Origin of the sequence: Janthinobacterium sp. SUN176, assembly GCF_030587335.1 — a bacterium.
Taxonomy (GTDB): domain Bacteria; phylum Pseudomonadota; class Gammaproteobacteria; order Burkholderiales; family Burkholderiaceae_D; genus Janthinobacterium; species Janthinobacterium kumbetense.
This window is the reverse complement of the sequence record NZ_JAPWIA010000001.1, coordinates 3,960,271-3,976,019: the sequence shown is the minus strand read 5'-3', so window position 1 is coordinate 3,976,019 and position 15,749 is coordinate 3,960,271. Positions and strand designations below refer to the sequence as shown.

Here is a 15,749-nt window from a genome sequence, read left to right as displayed (position 1 = left end):
ATTTTTACCACAATCCTTTGCAAATATGCCATGCGGAACAGCGAATCTGGTTATGATGTTAATCAGGATACCATTGATACAGAGCAAGTTTTGTGTGAAAAATCCACCCCAGAGTGTGAACGAGGACGCAGTGCCGATCTCCAGTCTCGATAAAGCCGACATTGACCGTCTGAATCAGCAAGCCCTGTCTTGCCTGGTCGGCAACCGCCGCCAGGCGCGCCGGCTGGCGCAGATGGCGCTGGCGGCGGCGCAACGGCAACAGTATGCGCGCGGCGGCGCGTATGCGGAACTCAATCATTGCTGGCTGGCGTATTACGCGGGCGAGGCCGAACCGTCGTGCGAACGCCTGGACGCGTATTTCCAGCACAGCGGCGACCTGGAAGGGGGCATGGAAGTGGCCGCCCTGCAGGGCGCGTATGCGAGCCGGCGCGGCGATTTTGCCGATGCCGAGCAGCATTTCCTGCAGGCGCGCAGCCAGGCCGCGCAGATACCCGACTCGCTGCACAAGTTCATGCTGTACGCGCGCCTGGGCGTCGATGCCCTGAACCGTGGCGATACGCAGGACGGTCCGCGCAATTTTCTGCTGGCACTGGACATCGCCGAGCGTTTCGGCAGCCCCGCGCACCGGGTCAACAGCCTGTCGAACCTGGCCTCGTCGCAGCATGACCTGGGCAACGATGAAGACGCCATTCCCCTGCTGGTCGAGGCGCTCGACATCATCGGCGCGCAAAAGCTCAAATACCAGCAAACCATCGTTTCGGCCAACCTGGCCATGTGTTTATTAGCCACGGGCAAGCCGGCCGAGGCGCTGGCGCTGGTGGAGCCGTTTTACGAGTGGCCGGAAGAAGACCTGGCCGTGCGCGCCTTTTTGTTCTGCATCGCCGCCCACGCCGCCATCCTGCTGCAACAGCCGGCCAGCGCCCTGCAATTGCTGTTGCGGGCGGAAGAATATGCGCGCCGCGGCCAGGACCTGGAAGAGCAGATGCATGCGTGGCTGGTGCGCGGCAAGCTGGACTTGCACGCGGGCCAGACGGCGCAGGCGCTGGCGTCGCTGACGCAGGCGCACAGCCTGCTGAGCTGGACGCGCAACCCGTTTCACCAGCAGCAGATCTTGCGCGGTTTGTCCGATATCAATGCCCAGCTGGGCGAGTGGCAAGCCGCGTATGGTTTCCTGCAGCAATACCAGGCCGCGTACGAGGCCAGCAGCAAGTCGGCGCGCGCCTCGCGCAGCCTGATGCGCAACCTGGAAAAGGAAATGCACAGCCTGAAAGCGGAGCGCGACAAGGCGCTGGAGCTGCAGGCGGCGCGCGAGACGGAAAACGCCAAGCTCGAGCACCTGAACCGCGAACTGGCGCACCAGATCCTGCACGTCAATTCCCTGCAGGACAGCCTGAAGGAGCAGGCCATGCGCGACCACCTGACGGGCCTGTACAACCGCCGCCATTTTGAAACTTGCCTCAATGCCATCCTGCACGAAGCCGATGCGGATGCGCCCGTGGCCATCGCCATCATCGACCTGGATTTTTTCAAGCGCGTCAACGACACCTACGGGCATAACTTTGGCGATGAAGTGCTGATCCAGTTCGCGCGCCTGGTGGAAGGCCAGTTGCGCGGCAGCGACATGCTGTGCCGCTATGGCGGCGAGGAATTCTGCCTGCTGTTGCGCGAAGCCGACAGCCTCATCGCGGCGCACAAGATCGACGATATCGCCGCGCGCTACCGCCAGCTGCTGATCCAGCAGGCGCCGCACAGCTTGTCCGGCTGCACCTTTTCGGCCGGCATCGCCGAATATCCGCGCCACGGCGCCGGCCGCCACGAATTGCTGATGCGCGCCGACAGCGCCCTGTACGCGGCCAAGCAGGCGGGCCGCGACCGCGCCTGCATCGCCGATGCTACTGGATAAAGCGCAGCAGTTCCCGCAGGGCGTGCGCCACGGCCTGCTCGCGCACGGCCTGGCGGTCGCCGGCGAAGACCCGGCGCTCTGTCTGCACGCGTCCGGCCATGGCCCAGCCGAAGCAGACGGTGCCGACGGGCTTGCCCGGTACGCCGCCCGTGGGGCCGGCGATGCCCGTGGTCGAAACGGCCACCTGGGCGTCGCTGTGGCGCAGGGTGCCTTGCGCCATGGCGGCGGCCACTTCTTCGCTGACGGCGCCGTGTGCGGCGATCAGCGCGGCGGGCACGCCCAGCATGCCGGTCTTGGCCCCGTTGGAATAGGTGACGAAACCCCGTTCGAACCAGGCGCTCGAGCCGGAGATATCGGTGACGGCTTGCGCCACGCCGCCGCCCGTGCACGATTCGGCCGTGGCCAGCAGCAAGCCCTTCGCTTGCAAGGCCTGGCCGAGCGCGGTGGAAAGGGGGACGAGTTCGTTGCTCATGGATGACTCCTGCAGGCGGTGAAAATGGTGGCAAGACTGTAGCATGGCCAACGGTAAAAGAAACTTTCCCCGGTCACAGCGAAAATGCGTACACTCTTTTATACATTTGCTACCACTTCGGGCCGGCAGGCGCTCTGTCGCTGCGCCACCCTGGTGCGCATCGCTCGAACAGGCCAGCGGCATGGTGCCGCGCCTTCGTATGCATTATCTTTACTCGGTTGTCATGGCAATTCTGAACTGGACCTGGTGGCGTCATCCTGGCCCCCTGCGCCACCCCGCGCGCGGCGCCGGCCGCCGCGCTCACCGCTGGGGCTGGCTATTGCTGCTGTTGGGCGTGCTGTGCGCGGAGACGCGGGCACAGGTGCCGGGGGAGCTGGAGCGCCAGGTCAAGGCCGCGTATCTGTACAAGTTTGCCGGCTTTGTCGAATGGCCCGACGGCAGCTTTGCCCGGCCCGACGCGCCGCTGGTGATCGGCGTGGCGGGCGCCGATGCGCTGGCCGAGCAGCTCGAACAGAGCGTGGCCGGGCATAGCGTCAACGGCCGCGCCGTGCAGGTGAAAAAAGTGCGCCGCGGCGAAACGCTGGCCGGGCTGCACGTGCTGTACCTGGGCGCGCTGGAGAAGGCGGCGCTGCAGGAGATGCTGGCCGCCAGCCGTGGCCTGGCGTTGTTGACGGTGTCCGATTCGGATGAGGTCTACGCGATGGGCAGCATGATCAATTTTGTGATGGCCGAGGACAAGGTGCGCTTCGACGTGGCCCTGAAACCCGTGGCGCAGGCGCATATCCGCATCAGCGCGCGCATGCTGCTGGCCGCCTACCGCGTGCAGACGGGAGGCGCCTAGATGATACGACTGCGCTCCATCCGCCACAAGCTGATGTCGGTGGTCTTGCTGACCACCCTGGTGGCCCTCGTCATTTCGCTGGGCACCATCGTTGTCTACGACTTGCGCGCCTACCACCGCAACCTGGTGGCCGATATCAGTACCCAGGCCGAGCTGCTGGGGCACATGAGCTCGGCTGCGCTGGCCTTCGACGACGAACGCCTGGCGCTGGAAAACCTCAACCTGATGCGCATCCGCCCGCGCGTGACGGCCGGCGCCCTGTACAAGGCCGACGGCAGCCTGTTCGCCAGCTACCGCGCGAACCAGAATGTGGGCGAGCTGCCGGCGAAGGTGGGCAAGGAAGGCGAAAGCATCCAGGGCACCTCGGTGGAGCTGTTCAAGCCCATCGTCGACAATGGCGAACTGCTGGGCACCGTGTATCTGCGCGCCGATTACGAGCTGGCCGGCCGCACGGCCGATTACCTGGCCATCGCGCTGGGCGTGACGGTGCTGGCGCTGCTGGTGGCCTTGCTGCTGCTGCGTCGCCTCGATTTCGTCATCACGCAACCGATCCTCGATATCGCCGACGTGGCGCGCGAAGTGATCGAGACGGGCGACTATTCGCGCCGCGCGCGCAAGCTCAGCGTCGACGAAGTGGCGCAGCTGGTCGATTCCTTCAACAAGATGCTGGCCGAGATCGAGCTGCGCACGCAGGCGCTGGAGCGCTCGAACGGCGAGCTGGCGCGCGAAGGCGAGCAGCGCACCCAGGCGCAGCAGGAAGTCATGCGCCTGAACCAGGAGCTCGAAGTGCGCGTGCACGAGCGCACGGTGCAGCTGGAAATGACGAATGGCGAACTGGCCATGGCGATGGAAGAGGCGCGCAGCGCCAACTATGCCAAATCGGCGTTTTTGTCGTCGATGAGCCATGAATTGCGCACGCCCCTCAACGCCATCCTGGGCTTCGCGCAAATCCTCAGTTCCGACCGCCTGCCGTCGACCCTGGAGCAAAAGAAGGAATTCGCCGGTCATATCCTGAAATCGGGGCGCCACCTGTTGACGTTGATCAATGAAATCCTCGACCTGGCGAAGGTGGAATCGGGTACGGTCAGCCTGTCGCTCGAACCGGTGGGCCTGGACGCCATCTTGCAGGAATGCCGCGACATGATCGCGCCGCTGGCCAGCCAGCGCGGCATCGGCATGGCTTTCCCCGACGCCTGCCCCCTGAACGTGCTGGCCGACCGCACGCGCCTCAAGCAGATCTTGTTGAACCTGCTGTCGAATGCGCTCAAGTACAACCGCGAGCATGGCGAGGTGAGCATCGCTTGCGCACCGCAGGCGGGCGGGCGGGTGCGCATCAGCGTGCGCGACACGGGCGTGGGCCTCGACGGCGAACAGGTGGCGCTGCTGTTCCAGCCCTTCAACCGGCTGGGACAGGAGGGCGGCACGGAAGAGGGCAGCGGCATCGGCCTGGTGGTCACCAAGCGCCTGGTGGAGCTGATGGATGGCAGCATCGGCGTGACCAGCGCGCCCGGCGAGGGCAGCACGTTCTGGATCGAGCTGCGCGTGGTCGATGCCTTGCCCGCGCCCGCCACCCTGGCCTTGCCGCGGCCGGACCTGGCCGGCGCGCTGCTCGAGCACAGCGCCCCCGTGACCTTGCTGTACGTGGAAGACAATCCCGCCAACCTGACCCTGGTCGAGGAAATCGTGCGCTATTGCCCGCAATTGCAGCTGCTGACGGCCACGGATGGCCGCCTGGGCGTGGAAATGGCGCGCACGCACCTGCCGCAGCTGATTTTGATGGATATCAACCTGCCACACGTGAACGGCACGGACGCGCTGAAACTGCTGCGCGCCGATCCCCGCACGGCGCACATTCCCGTCATCGCCCTGACGGCCAACGCCATGCCGGGCGACGTGGAGCGCAGCCTGGCGCTGGGCTTTTACCGCTATCTGACCAAGCCGATCAACCTCGATGAATTTACCGAGGCGATCAACAGCACCCTGGCTTACGTGGCGCAGCAGCGCCGGCAGAAGGGAACAGGCGCGCCATGATCAGCCAGGCCGATATCTACGCGGCGAAAATTCTCATCGTCGACGACCAGGAAGTCAATCTGCGCCTGCTCGAGCATTTGCTGCAGAGCGGCGGCTACACGGCCGTCACCAGCACCCTCGACGCGCGCGCCGTGGCCGGCCTGCACCAGCGCCAGCAGTTCGACCTGATCATCCTCGACCTGGCGATGCCCGGCATGAGCGGCTACGAGGTGATGGATGCCTTGCGCCCGCTGGAACTGGAAGGTTATCTGCCCGTGCTGGTGATCGCCGCCGACCCGGACGCCAAGCTGGCGGCGCTGGAAGCGGGGGCGCGCGACTTCATCAGCAAGCCGTTCGACGCGCTCGAGGTGCTCACGCGCATCCGCAACATGCTCGAAGTGCGGCTGCTGCACCGCGCCGCGCGCCACTACAACACCTTGCTCGAACGCACGGTGAGCCAGCGCACGGCCGAACTGCAGCGCTTTCGCGGCGCCATGGACGCCACCACCGACGCCATCTTCCTCGTCGACGTGCTGGGCATGACCCTGGTCGACGTCAACGATGGCGCGTGCCGCCTGCTCGGCTATGCGCGCGCCGAACTGCTGGCGCTGGCGCCCGGCACCTTGCTGCCGTCGCCGCCGGCCCCGCCGCTGGCCGGGCTGCCGGGCGGCCCGGCGCACCTGGCCACGGAAGTGACGGAATGCGAACTGGTGCGGCGCGACCTGAGCCTGATACCCGTGGAACTGGGCTGGCACTGGTATGCGCAGGCGCCCGTGGCGGGCGGGCAGGGCGCGGGCGGCCTGCTGCTGATCGCCGTGGCGCGCGACATCAGCGAACGGCGCCAGGCGCAGGAGCGCCTGAAGCACCTGGCCCATTACGATGGCTTGACGGGGCTGCCGAACCGCAGCCTGTTTTACCAGACCCTGGCCCAGGCCGTCGAACTGGCGCAGGAAAAAAGCTGGCGCATCGTGGTGCTGTTCATCGCACTCGACCGCTTCAAAAGCATCAACGACACCCTGGGCGCGGCGCTGGGCGACGAACTGCTGCGCCAGTTCAGCAACCGCCTGGTCGAATGCGTGCGCCTGCGCGACACGGTGGGCCGCCTGGGCAACGACGAATTCGCGTTGATTTTGACCATGAGCCGCAACCAGCAGGAAGCCGTGGCCGTGGCGAACCAGGTGCGCGAAGCCTTGCGCGCGCCATTCGACTTGCGCGGCCATGCGGCCACCCTGACGGCCAGCATCGGCATCGCCATGTATCCGGACGACGCCACCGACCCGGAAACCCTGATCAAATACGCGAATACGGCCATGGGCGGCGCCAAGCAGGCGGGCCGCGACGGCTACCGCTTTTTCACGGCCGGCATGAACGTGCAGGTGCTGGCGCGGCTGGACCTGGAACTGGCGCTGCGCCATGCGCTCGAACACGAGCAGTTCATCCTGTACTACCAGCCCAAGGTGGATTTGCGCACGGGCCGCATCAGCGGCGTGGAAGCGCTGCTGCGCTGGCGCCGTCCCGGCTACGGCCTGGTGGCGCCGGCCGAATTCGTGCCGGTGCTGGAAGACACGGGCCTGATCGTGCGCGTGGGCGCCTGGGTGATCCAGGCCGCCTGCCGCCAGATCGCCGAGTGGCGCGACAGCGAGGTGGGGCCCGTGCACGTGGCCGTGAACGTGTCGAGCCGCCAGTTTGCCGAAGGCGACCTGGAAGGCGAAGTGACGCGGGCGCTGGCGCTGCACGGCGTGGCGCCGGAATTGCTGGAGCTGGAACTGACGGAAACGGCGCTGATGTCGAACGCCGAGCGCACCATCGTCGTGCTGGGAAAATTGAAGAAAATCGGCGTGAAGGTGGCCATCGACGACTTCGGCACCGGGTATTCTAGCCTCGCGTATCTGCAGCGCTTCCCCATCGACAAGCTGAAGATCGACATCGCCTTCGTGCGCAACATCACCAGCAACCCGAACGACGCGGCCATCGCGCTGGCCATCGTCAGCATGGCGCACAGCCTGAAATTGAGCGTGGTGGCCGAGGGCGTGGAATCGCGCCCGCAGCTGGAATACCTGCGGCGCAACCGCTGCGATGAAATCCAGGGCTTCTATTTCAGCCGCGCCCTGCCGGCGCTGGAACTGGGGCAGATGATCGTCGCCGGCGCCGGCCTGCCGCCCGGCCACGACCCGGCCGCGCAGCCGGCGCAAACCCTGCTCATCGTCGACGACGACGTCAACGTGCTGTCATCGCTGCACCGCCTGTTCCGTCCCGAGGGCTACCACATCCTCACGGCCAGCACGCCGGCCGAAGGTTTCGAGATGCTGGCGCTGCACCGCGTGCACGTCATCGTCTGCGACCAGCGCATGCCCAGCATGAGCGGCACGGAATTCCTCAGTAAGGTCAAGGAGCTGTACCCGGAAACCATCCGCATCATCCTCTCCGGTTACACGGGCCTGGAAGCCGTGCTCGACTCGATCAACCGCGGCGCCATCTACCGTTTTTATACGAAGCCGTGGGACGACACTCAGCTGCGCGACAACATCCGCCTGGCCTTCCAGCACTACTGGATGGTGAACCAGCCGGGGCTGGCGCGGGTGGCGGTGCGGTAGAACTTAGTCGCTGAAGTGGTCGAAAGACGATAAGCGCAGGTCGAGCGGCTGCCCCCTTGCATCCACCAGCCGCAGGCCTGCCTGCGCCTCGATGTTGCCCACGCGCGTGACGGGCGTGCCGCAGCTTGCCGCCAGGGCGGCGATGGCGTCGCGCGACGATGTCGGCGCCGTGAAGCACAGTTCATAGTCGTCGCCGCCGGCGGCCGTGTAGCGGCGGCGCACGCTGGCCGCTTGCCGCGCCAGCACGGGGCCGGCCGGCAGGGCGTCGACGTCGAGAGTGGCGCCCACTTGCGACGCTTTCAAGATATGGCCCAGGTCTCCCACCAGGCCGTCCGAGATGTCGATGGCCGCATGCGCCAGGCCCGCCTCGGCCAGGGCGCAGCCCAGCGCCACGCGGGGCGTGGGCGTGTGCATGCGCGCGGCCGCTGTCAGCAGGTCGGCGGGCGCCAGCTCCTGTTCCATGCGGTAGCCGGCCAGCGCCAGGCGCGCGTCGCCGATCGTGCCGCTGACCCAGATATCGTCGCCCGCCACGGCCGCGCTGCGGCGCAGGGCCTGGCCCGGCGTCAGTTCGCCAAACACGGTGATGCAGATATTTAAGGGGCCCTTGGTGGTGTCGCCGCCGATGAGTTCGCAATCAAAGGCGTCGGCCAGCGCGAACAGACCGTCGGCAAAGCCGGCCAGCCAGGCGCGTTCCGCCTGCGGCAGCGCCAGCGCCAAAGTAAATGCGACGGGACGCGCGCCCATGGCGGCCAGGTCGGACAAATTCACGGCCAGGCTTTTGTGGCCCAGCATGCGCGCGTCGGCGCCGGCAAAGAAGTGCCGGTCCTCGACCAGCATGTCCGAGGAGATGGCGATCTGCTTGCCCGCGCCGGGCGTGAGCAGCGCGCAATCGTCGCCGATGCCCAGGGTGGCGCGGCCGGGTCGCTGGCGCACGAAATATTGTTTGATCAGGTCGAATTCGGAAAGCGCGTCGTGTGGGGCCATGGTTCGTCTGCAGGTTGAGTAAGGGTGTGGCGCCACTATTATAGGCTGGCCTACAATGCCCGTCTTTGCCAGCCTTGTTCATTTTTCTATGCCCCTACACGATATCCACACCGTGCTGCAGTCGTATCTTGACGACGGCTGGCTGCGCGAGCCGCAGGCCGTCGGCCTGGACACGTTTACGGCGCCGGAACTGCTGGCGCGCGGCTTTGATGAACTGTGCGACGGCGGCCAGCTGTGCCTGTATGAGGACGAACGCTGGTTCCGCCGTGCCGGCCGCGCCGTGCAGGCCTCGTTCAAGGTGTATCTGCAGCAGGGCCGCTTGCACGCGAACGGGCTGGAGCTCGGCTATCAAGTGCGCCTGGCCAGCGTGCTGCGCGCGGCGCGGCGCCCCCTGCCGCCGTTCCGGCTGCTGCTGGAAAGTGGCGCCCACAGCGGGGCGCTGCTGTTCGACAGCGGCCTGGTGCTGCAGTTCGCGACCAACCTGCATGGCGCGCCCCGCCATTATTTCCTGACCCTGGTCGAGGGGCAGTTGCCCGATCCCGGTGCGGGCGAACTCGACCTGCGCGCCGCCAGCGAGGGCCACGTCCAGGCCCTGTATGGACACTGTGCGCCGGAAGAATTGCAGCGCCAAGCCCGGCGCGGCCATGCGGCCCTGCGCGAGCTGGCGCGCCTGCTTTCCTAAACTTAAACTTTCTTCGCCTGCGCCATGCCGTGCAGCAGCTTGGCCAGCAACTGGTCGAGCTGGCGCTGCTCGTCCGAGTTCAAAGCCGAGAGCATCGCGCGCTCGTTGTCCACGTGCAACAGCACCAGCCTTTCAATCAATTCCAATCCCCTTTGCGTCAGGGCCACCAGCACGCCGCGCCGGTCCGTCGGATGCTTTTGGCGTTCGATCAGGCCGGCCGCTTCCAGGCGGTCGATGCGGTTGGTCATGCCGCCCGAGGACAGCATGGCCGCCTCATACAGGGCCGTCGGCGTCAGCGCATATGGCGCGCCCGAGCGGCGCAGGGTGGCCAGCACGTCGAATTCGCCCGGCTGCAAGCCGTGTTCCGCAAACAGGGGGTTGAGCCAGTCGCGCGCCATCAGCTGCGCCACCGTGCCCAGCTGGCCCACCAGCTGCATGGCGTTCGTATCCATCTGCGGCAGTTCGCGCTGCCATTGTGCGGCGGCAAATTGCGCGCGCGTGTGTTCTTGCGGGGTATCTGTCATGGTGCCATCCATTTATCTCGACATCAAGATACATTTCTATCTTTATGTTAAGATACTTTTCATCGAGTTATTTTATATGACGCATTAAACCATGTGCCTCCCAGCGAGGCAAGGACTACTCTCCCATGCCATCCGAACGCCCCGTCTCTTCCCCGCTTCCCTCGTCCGCCCTGGTGGTGGCCGCCATCATCCTGCTGGGCCTGAACCTGCGGCCCATCCTGGCCGCCATCGGCCCCTTGCTGGACAGCATCCAGGCCGGCACGGGCCTCAGCAATGCTGACGCGGGCTTGCTCACCACCGTGCCCGTGTTCGCCATGGGCGTGTGCGCCTTGCTGGGCGCGCAGCTGCAGCGGCGCCTGGGCGTGGCGCGCGGCATCGGCATCGGCATCGCCATCATCGCTTGTGCCTGCGCGCTGCGCTGGCCCCTGCACGGCAGCGGCGGCCTGATCGCCACGGCGGCCTTGGGCGGCCTGGGCATCGCGCTGGTGCAGGCGCTGCTGCCCGCCTTCATCAAGCGCCATTTCCCCGCGCGGGCAGGGCAGCTGATGGGCTTTTATACGACGGGCATCATGGGCGGCGCGGCCATTGCCGCCGCCTCCGCTTCGCCCCTGGCGCAGTCGCTGGGGTGGCAGGCGCTGCTGGCCCTGTGGGCGCTGCCCGCCGTGGCGGCCGCGCTGCTGTGGCGCCGCGCATCGGCTTCGCGCGTGGACGTGGCCGGCGGCGCCGGCGCCAGCCTGCCCGTGGGCAGTGGCCGCGCCTGGCTGCTGATGGTGTTTTTCGGCATCGGCACGGGCGCCTACACGCTGGTGCTGGCCTGGCTGCCGCCGTTTTATACGGAACTGGGCTGGAGCGCGGCCGACAGCGGCTTGCTGCTGGGCGGCCTGACCCTGGTGGAAGTGCTGGCGGGACTGGTGCTTTCCAGCGTCATCCACCGCTTTCCCGACCGCCGCATACTGCTGCTGTCCGTCCTGCTGGCCGTGCTGGCCGGCCTGGCTTGCCTGATCGTGGCGCCCGCGCAACTGGCGCTGCCCGCCGTGATATTCCTGGGCTGCGGCATCGGCTCTTTGTTTCCCCTGTCGCTGATCGTCAGCATGGACCATGTGACGGACCCGGCCGGCGCCGGCGCGCTGCTGGGCTTTGTGCAGGGCGGCGGCTACATCATCGCCAGCAGCATGCCCTTCATCGCCGGCCTGATCCGCCAGCATTCGTCCAGCCTGGCCCAGGCATGGATGGTGATGGCCGCCGGCGTCGTGGTCTTGTTGCTGATCGCCGTGCGCTTCGCGCCCGGCGCTCATCTGGCACCGTCGCGTTAGCGTGCGCTTGCCGGGTGCCGGCAGCTGCTATATTTCGCCCATGAACATCGTCGACGATTATTTGGCAGGCTTGCGCCAGGCCATGCCGCCCGAGCCGCTGGCGGAGCTGGCGCTGGCCAGCGGCGCCAGCGCGGCGCAACTGGCCAGCCTGCGCCAAACGTATCCGCTGTGCCCGGATAGCCTGCTGCGCTTGCTGGGCCTGTACAACGGCACCTATTATCAGAAGTATGCGGGCGGCACGGTGCTGGTATACATGCTGGGCTCGGACGTGTTCGAGTATCCGTATTACCTGAGCTCCGTCGAGCAGATCCTCAAGGATGGGCAGGCGAACCAGCGCAGCATCGCCGACATCTACGGCCATTATCTGGACGACGATCCCGGCATCGTCGACGCCCGCATCGACGCCGGCATCAAGCAGGGCCAGCGCCTGTGTTTTTCGCATTGCATGAACAATGGCGGCTCGTCGCGGCTGTATATCGATTTCACGCCCACGGCGTCGGGCAATGTGGGGCAGGTGGTGCGCTTCCTGCACGATCCCGACAGCTACCTGGTCATCGCCGACAGCTTCGACTCGTATCTGCAGATGCTGATCGATGACGAGTATGCCTTCTTGACCGATGAAAATTTTGAATAACCGGGCCGCGCCGCCGTCCCTGCTGCCCGCCAACCGCCGCATCGTGCTGTCCGGCGAGGATGCGCTGCGCATCCTGCGCGAGATCGAATTCCTGCTGCAGTCGCTGCAGCACATCGGCCGCCATTATTATCCCGACGGCGACGATGACGGCGCCGATGCCCTGCGCCGCGCGCAGTATTGCGCGGAGACGACGCGCTTCATCGACGCGCAGCAAGCGACGACGCGCCTGGCGCTGATGCGCCGCATTTTGTCCGCGCCGTTCGACGGCACCCTGGGCGCGGACGACATGGACGATATCGAGCGCGCCGTCGCCGCGCTGCCGCTGTGGCGCGCCGCCGACATTCCATCATAAAAACTAATTGAAATCTAAAATTCGATAGTTTTTCCTGTTCAGGACGTTTGTGCCGCCGCACGGCCTTACAATGCTAGGTTATGCGTTTTCGTGATATCAGACTGTGGCTAGCGGAAAATACCTAGCTAATTGAAAGAATCGGTCTGATAAAATCCGGAACACCCGATCGACCAAACAGGAAGGCAGCACAGCATGGATTCGTCATCTGATAAAAAAGAAGAATTGCGTCAACAATTGCGCTTGGCCGCACTCGAGTATCACGAGTGCCCGCGCCCCGGCAAAATCAGCGTGACGCCGACCAAACAACTGACCAACCAGCGCGACCTGGCGCTGGCCTACTCGCCAGGCGTGGCCGCTCCCTGCGAAGAAATCGTCATCGATCCGGCGAATGCCTATAAATATACGGCGCGCGGCAACCTGGTGGCCGTCATCACCAACGGCACGGCCGTGCTGGGCCTGGGCAATATCGGTCCGCTGGCCGCCAAGCCGGTGATGGAAGGCAAGGGCGTGCTGTTCAAGAAGTTCGCCGGCATCGACGTCTTCGACATCGAAATCAACGAGATGGACCCGGACAAGCTGGTCGATATCATCGCTTCGCTGGAACCGACCTTCGGCGGCGTGAACCTGGAAGACATCAAGGCGCCCGAGTGCTTCTACATCGAGCGCCAGCTGCGCGACCGTATGAAGATTCCCGTCTTCCATGACGACCAGCACGGCACCGCCATCATCGTCGGCGCGGCCATCCTGAACGGCTTGAAAGCCGTCGGCAAGAAAATCGAGGATTGCAAGCTGGTCGTGTCGGGCGCGGGCGCTGCGGCGCTGGCCTGCCTGGACCTGATCGTCGACCTGGGCTTCCCCCTGAAAAACATCTACGTCACCGACCTGGCCGGCGTCGTCTACAAGGGCCGCACAGAACTGATGGACCCGGACAAGGAACGCTTCGCGCAAGACACGCCGCTGCGCACCCTGGCCGAGATCATCCCGGACGCCGACATCTTCCTCGGCGTCTCCGCTGGCGGCGTGCTGAAGCAAGACATGGTGCGGAAGATGGCGCCGAACCCGCTGATCCTGGCGCTGGCCAACCCGAATCCGGAAATCCTGCCGGAAGAAGTCAAGGCCGTGCGCAGCGACGCCATCATCGCCACGGGCCGTTCGGACTATCCGAACCAGGTCAACAACGTGCTGTGCTTCCCGTACATCTTCCGCGGCGCCCTCGATTGCGGCGCCACCACCATCACGCGCGAGATGGAAATCGCCGTCGTGCACGCGATCGCCGACCTGGCGCATGCCGAGCAGTCCGACATTGTGGCTACCACCTACGGCATCAGCAACCTGTCGTTCGGTCCTGAATACCTGATCCCGATGCCGTTCGATCCCCGTTTGCTGATCAAGATCGCGCCAGCGGTGGCCAAGGCGGCCGAGGATTCCGGCGTCGCCACGCGTCCGATCAAGGACTTGCAAGCGTACGCGGACAGCCTGCAGCAATTCGTCTACCGCAGCGGCACCTTCATGAAGCCGCTGTTCCTGATGGCCAAATCCACGCCGGCCGAACTCAAACGCATCGTCTACGCCGAAGGCGAAGAAGAGCGCGTGCTGCGCGCCGTGCAAGTGGTGGTCGATGAAAAACTGGCGCGTCCCATCCTGGTCGGCCGCCCACCGGTACTCGAAGCGCGCATCCAGAAGTTCGGCCTGCGCCTCAAGCAAGGCGTCGACTTCGACGTCATCAACCCGGACTTCGACGAGCGCTATCGCGATTACTGGAATACGTACTACGCCATGACGAGCCGCAAAGGCGTCACCGAGGAATACGCTAAACTGGAAATGCGCCGCCGTCACACCCTGATCGGTTCGATGATGATCCACAAGGGCGACGCCGACGGCATGATCTGCGGCACCTTCGGCACCACCCAGCTGCACCTGAAATACATCGACCAGGTGCTGGGCAAGCGCGCCGGCAGCAATGTCTACGCCGCCATGAACGTGCTGATCATGCCGGAACGCCAGCTGGTGATGGTCGACACGCACGTCAATGAAAACCCGGACGCCGACCAGTTGGCCGAGATCACCATCATGGCCGCCGAAGAGATGACCCGTTTCGGCCTGTCGCCGCGCGCGGCCCTGCTGTCGCACTCGAACTTCGGTTCCAGCGACAGCGCCTCGGCGCAAAAGATGCGCGCCGCGCTCGCCATCATCAAGGAACGCGCGCCGGACCTGGAAATCGACGGCGAAATGCACGGCGATACGGCCCTCGACAGCAAGCTGCGTCAAAAAATCATGCCGAATTCGGCACTGAAGAACGACGCCAACCTGCTCGTCATGCCGAACATCGAATCGGCCAACATCGCCTACAACCTGGTGAAGACGGCGGCCGGCAACGGCATCGCCGTCGGTCCGATCCTGCTCGGTTGCGCCAAGCCCGTGCACATCCTGACGCCATCGGCCACCGTGCGCCGCATCGTCAACATGACGGCCCTGTGCGTCGTCGACGCCGTGGCGCAGCGCAAAGCCTAAGGGTTTAGCTGCCGCCTGAAAGCCGCGCCATCCGCAAGGAGGCGCGGCTTTTTTTACATGGGCGACACGGGCAGGGCCGCGGCGGGCGGATGGCGGCGCAGGTAGTAATGGCGGTACAGCATGATCTCGCCCCATACCAGCAGCAGCGCCACCAGCGCGAACAGGCCCAGCGTGATCTTGAGCGAATTGAAATAGGCGCCGGCTTGCCGTTTGATGGCGTCGATGAAAATCATCGGCACTGACTTGTCGAGTTTGCTGAAGTCGGCATGGCGCGCCACGTCGGTGGTCAGGCGCACGGCCAGATCCGTGCCCAGCGCGGCCAGCTCGCCCGTCGCCTGGCCACGGAAGTTGGCGCCCTTGAGCGCTTCGCCGAGCAGGCCGACCCTGGCGATCAGCTGTTCCTGCAGCACCTGCGTCAGCAGCACGCTGCCGCGGCGCAGAATGAATTCATTGATCCAGCGCGCCTTGCTGCGTTCCCAGTAGCTGCCGGACGTGGGCTGGTAATACATGCCTTGCACGAACGGTTCGAGCAGGCTGCGCACGCTGATGGGCTGGCCCGGGGCGATCAGCTTGACCTGCTGTTCCAGGTAGACGCGCAGCGCCGGCATCTGCGCCTCGACCACGGGCTGCAAGTCGCGCTCGAGGGCCTGGTTGACCACGCGGTGCACGCTGTGCACGGCGCCAAACCCGGCACCGAGGAGCGGCAGCGCGAGCAGGATCAGTACATAGCTGAGCTTGGCGGCCACATGCCAGGCGCGGGGACGGCGCACCAGCAGGCATTTTCTGGCCAGCTGGTAGCAGATGCCGAGCGCCAGCACGAAGCCGGCCGCGCTGCACAGCAGCATCCACGGCAGGGCGGTCCACAGCAGTTCGCCGCCGAACGGCACCAGGCTATTGCCCCAATTGAGGAGTTGTTGGTTCATGTACAT

13 protein-coding genes are annotated in these 15,749 nt (G+C 65.5%); 9 read left to right on the top strand and 4 right to left on the bottom strand.

Annotation, left to right across the window (positions count from 1 at the left end; translation table 11 throughout):
- Nucleotides 1-130 precede the first annotated feature (130 nt).
- The gene (locus O3299_RS17940) at nucleotides 131-1,903 is read left to right on the top strand and encodes a diguanylate cyclase (RefSeq protein ID WP_251350145.1); all 1,773 of its coding nucleotides are present in this window, start codon (nucleotides 131-133) and stop codon (nucleotides 1,901-1,903) included.
- Here O3299_RS17940 and O3299_RS17935 read toward each other — a convergent pair.
- The gene (locus tag O3299_RS17935; RefSeq protein WP_305062841.1) at nucleotides 1,893-2,375 is read right to left on the bottom strand and encodes a CinA family protein; all 483 of its coding nucleotides are present in this window, start codon (nucleotides 2,373-2,375) and stop codon (nucleotides 1,893-1,895) included. The two genes, O3299_RS17940 and O3299_RS17935, sit on opposite strands and share 11 nt — an antisense overlap.
- Before the next feature lie 223 nt (nucleotides 2,376-2,598).
- Here O3299_RS17935 and O3299_RS17930 point away from each other — a divergent pair, with 223 nt between their 5' ends.
- From O3299_RS17930 to O3299_RS17920, 3 genes are read left to right on the top strand one after another with little or no spacing between them, the layout of a single operon-like run.
- Entirely contained in the window at nucleotides 2,599-3,216 is a 618-nt protein-coding gene (locus O3299_RS17930; RefSeq protein WP_180278680.1) for a YfiR family protein, read from the top strand.
- Nucleotides 3,217-5,247 (top strand): ATP-binding protein, encoded by a 2,031-nt coding sequence (locus O3299_RS17925; protein WP_289900163.1) that lies wholly within the window; start codon nucleotides 3,217-3,219, stop codon nucleotides 5,245-5,247. It abuts the gene before it with no gap.
- Nucleotides 5,244-7,820, top strand: a complete 2,577-nt coding sequence (locus tag O3299_RS17920) for an EAL domain-containing protein (protein WP_305057327.1) — start codon at nucleotides 5,244-5,246, stop codon at nucleotides 7,818-7,820. The genes O3299_RS17925 and O3299_RS17920 overlap by 4 nt, the downstream gene beginning before the upstream one ends.
- A gap of 3 nt (nucleotides 7,821-7,823) precedes the next feature.
- Here the strand turns inward: O3299_RS17920 and thiL are convergent, their stop codons facing one another.
- On the bottom strand, nucleotides 7,824-8,804 hold the full coding sequence (thiL, locus tag O3299_RS17915; RefSeq protein WP_305062840.1) for a thiamine-phosphate kinase: 981 nt from the start codon (nucleotides 8,802-8,804) through the stop codon (nucleotides 7,824-7,826).
- Nucleotides 8,805-8,892: 88 nt separating this feature from the next.
- Between thiL and O3299_RS17910 the strand changes: the two genes are divergently transcribed.
- Nucleotides 8,893-9,486, top strand: coding sequence for a hypothetical protein (locus O3299_RS17910; RefSeq protein ID WP_099666385.1), 594 nt, complete (start codon nucleotides 8,893-8,895; stop codon nucleotides 9,484-9,486).
- A 2-nt stretch (nucleotides 9,487-9,488) separates the two neighbouring features.
- Here the strand turns inward: O3299_RS17910 and O3299_RS17905 are convergent, their stop codons facing one another.
- Nucleotides 9,489-10,010: a MarR family winged helix-turn-helix transcriptional regulator gene (locus tag O3299_RS17905; protein ID WP_289903338.1), complete on the bottom strand. Its 522-nt coding sequence runs from the start codon at nucleotides 10,008-10,010 to the stop codon at nucleotides 9,489-9,491.
- Nucleotides 10,011-10,135: 125 nt separating this feature from the next.
- On the opposite strand from O3299_RS17905, the gene O3299_RS17900 reads away from it, so the two are divergent.
- The 4 genes from O3299_RS17900 to O3299_RS17885 all read left to right on the top strand — a co-directional run bounded on the left by O3299_RS17900 (nucleotide 10,136) and on the right by O3299_RS17885 (nucleotide 14,820).
- Nucleotides 10,136-11,323 carry an MFS transporter gene (locus O3299_RS17900; protein ID WP_305054115.1) on the top strand — a complete coding sequence of 396 codons (1,188 nt, stop codon included), beginning with the start codon at nucleotides 10,136-10,138 and terminating at the stop codon, nucleotides 11,321-11,323.
- A 40-nt stretch (nucleotides 11,324-11,363) separates the two neighbouring features.
- Nucleotides 11,364-11,957, top strand: a complete 594-nt coding sequence (locus tag O3299_RS17895; protein WP_305054113.1) for an SMI1/KNR4 family protein — start codon at nucleotides 11,364-11,366, stop codon at nucleotides 11,955-11,957.
- On the top strand, nucleotides 11,941-12,309 hold the full coding sequence (locus tag O3299_RS17890; RefSeq protein WP_289903341.1) for a hypothetical protein: 369 nt from the start codon (nucleotides 11,941-11,943) through the stop codon (nucleotides 12,307-12,309). Before O3299_RS17895 ends, O3299_RS17890 begins: the two co-directional genes overlap by 17 nt.
- A 192-nt stretch (nucleotides 12,310-12,501) precedes the next feature.
- On the top strand, nucleotides 12,502-14,820 hold the full coding sequence (locus tag O3299_RS17885) for an NADP-dependent malic enzyme (RefSeq protein WP_099666388.1): 2,319 nt from the start codon (nucleotides 12,502-12,504) through the stop codon (nucleotides 14,818-14,820).
- Nucleotides 14,821-14,873: 53 nt separating this feature from the next.
- Here O3299_RS17885 and O3299_RS17880 read toward each other — a convergent pair whose 3' ends face one another.
- Nucleotides 14,874-15,743, bottom strand: a complete 870-nt coding sequence (locus O3299_RS17880; protein WP_305062839.1) for a hypothetical protein — start codon at nucleotides 15,741-15,743, stop codon at nucleotides 14,874-14,876.
- Nucleotides 15,744-15,749: the final 6 nt, after the last annotated feature.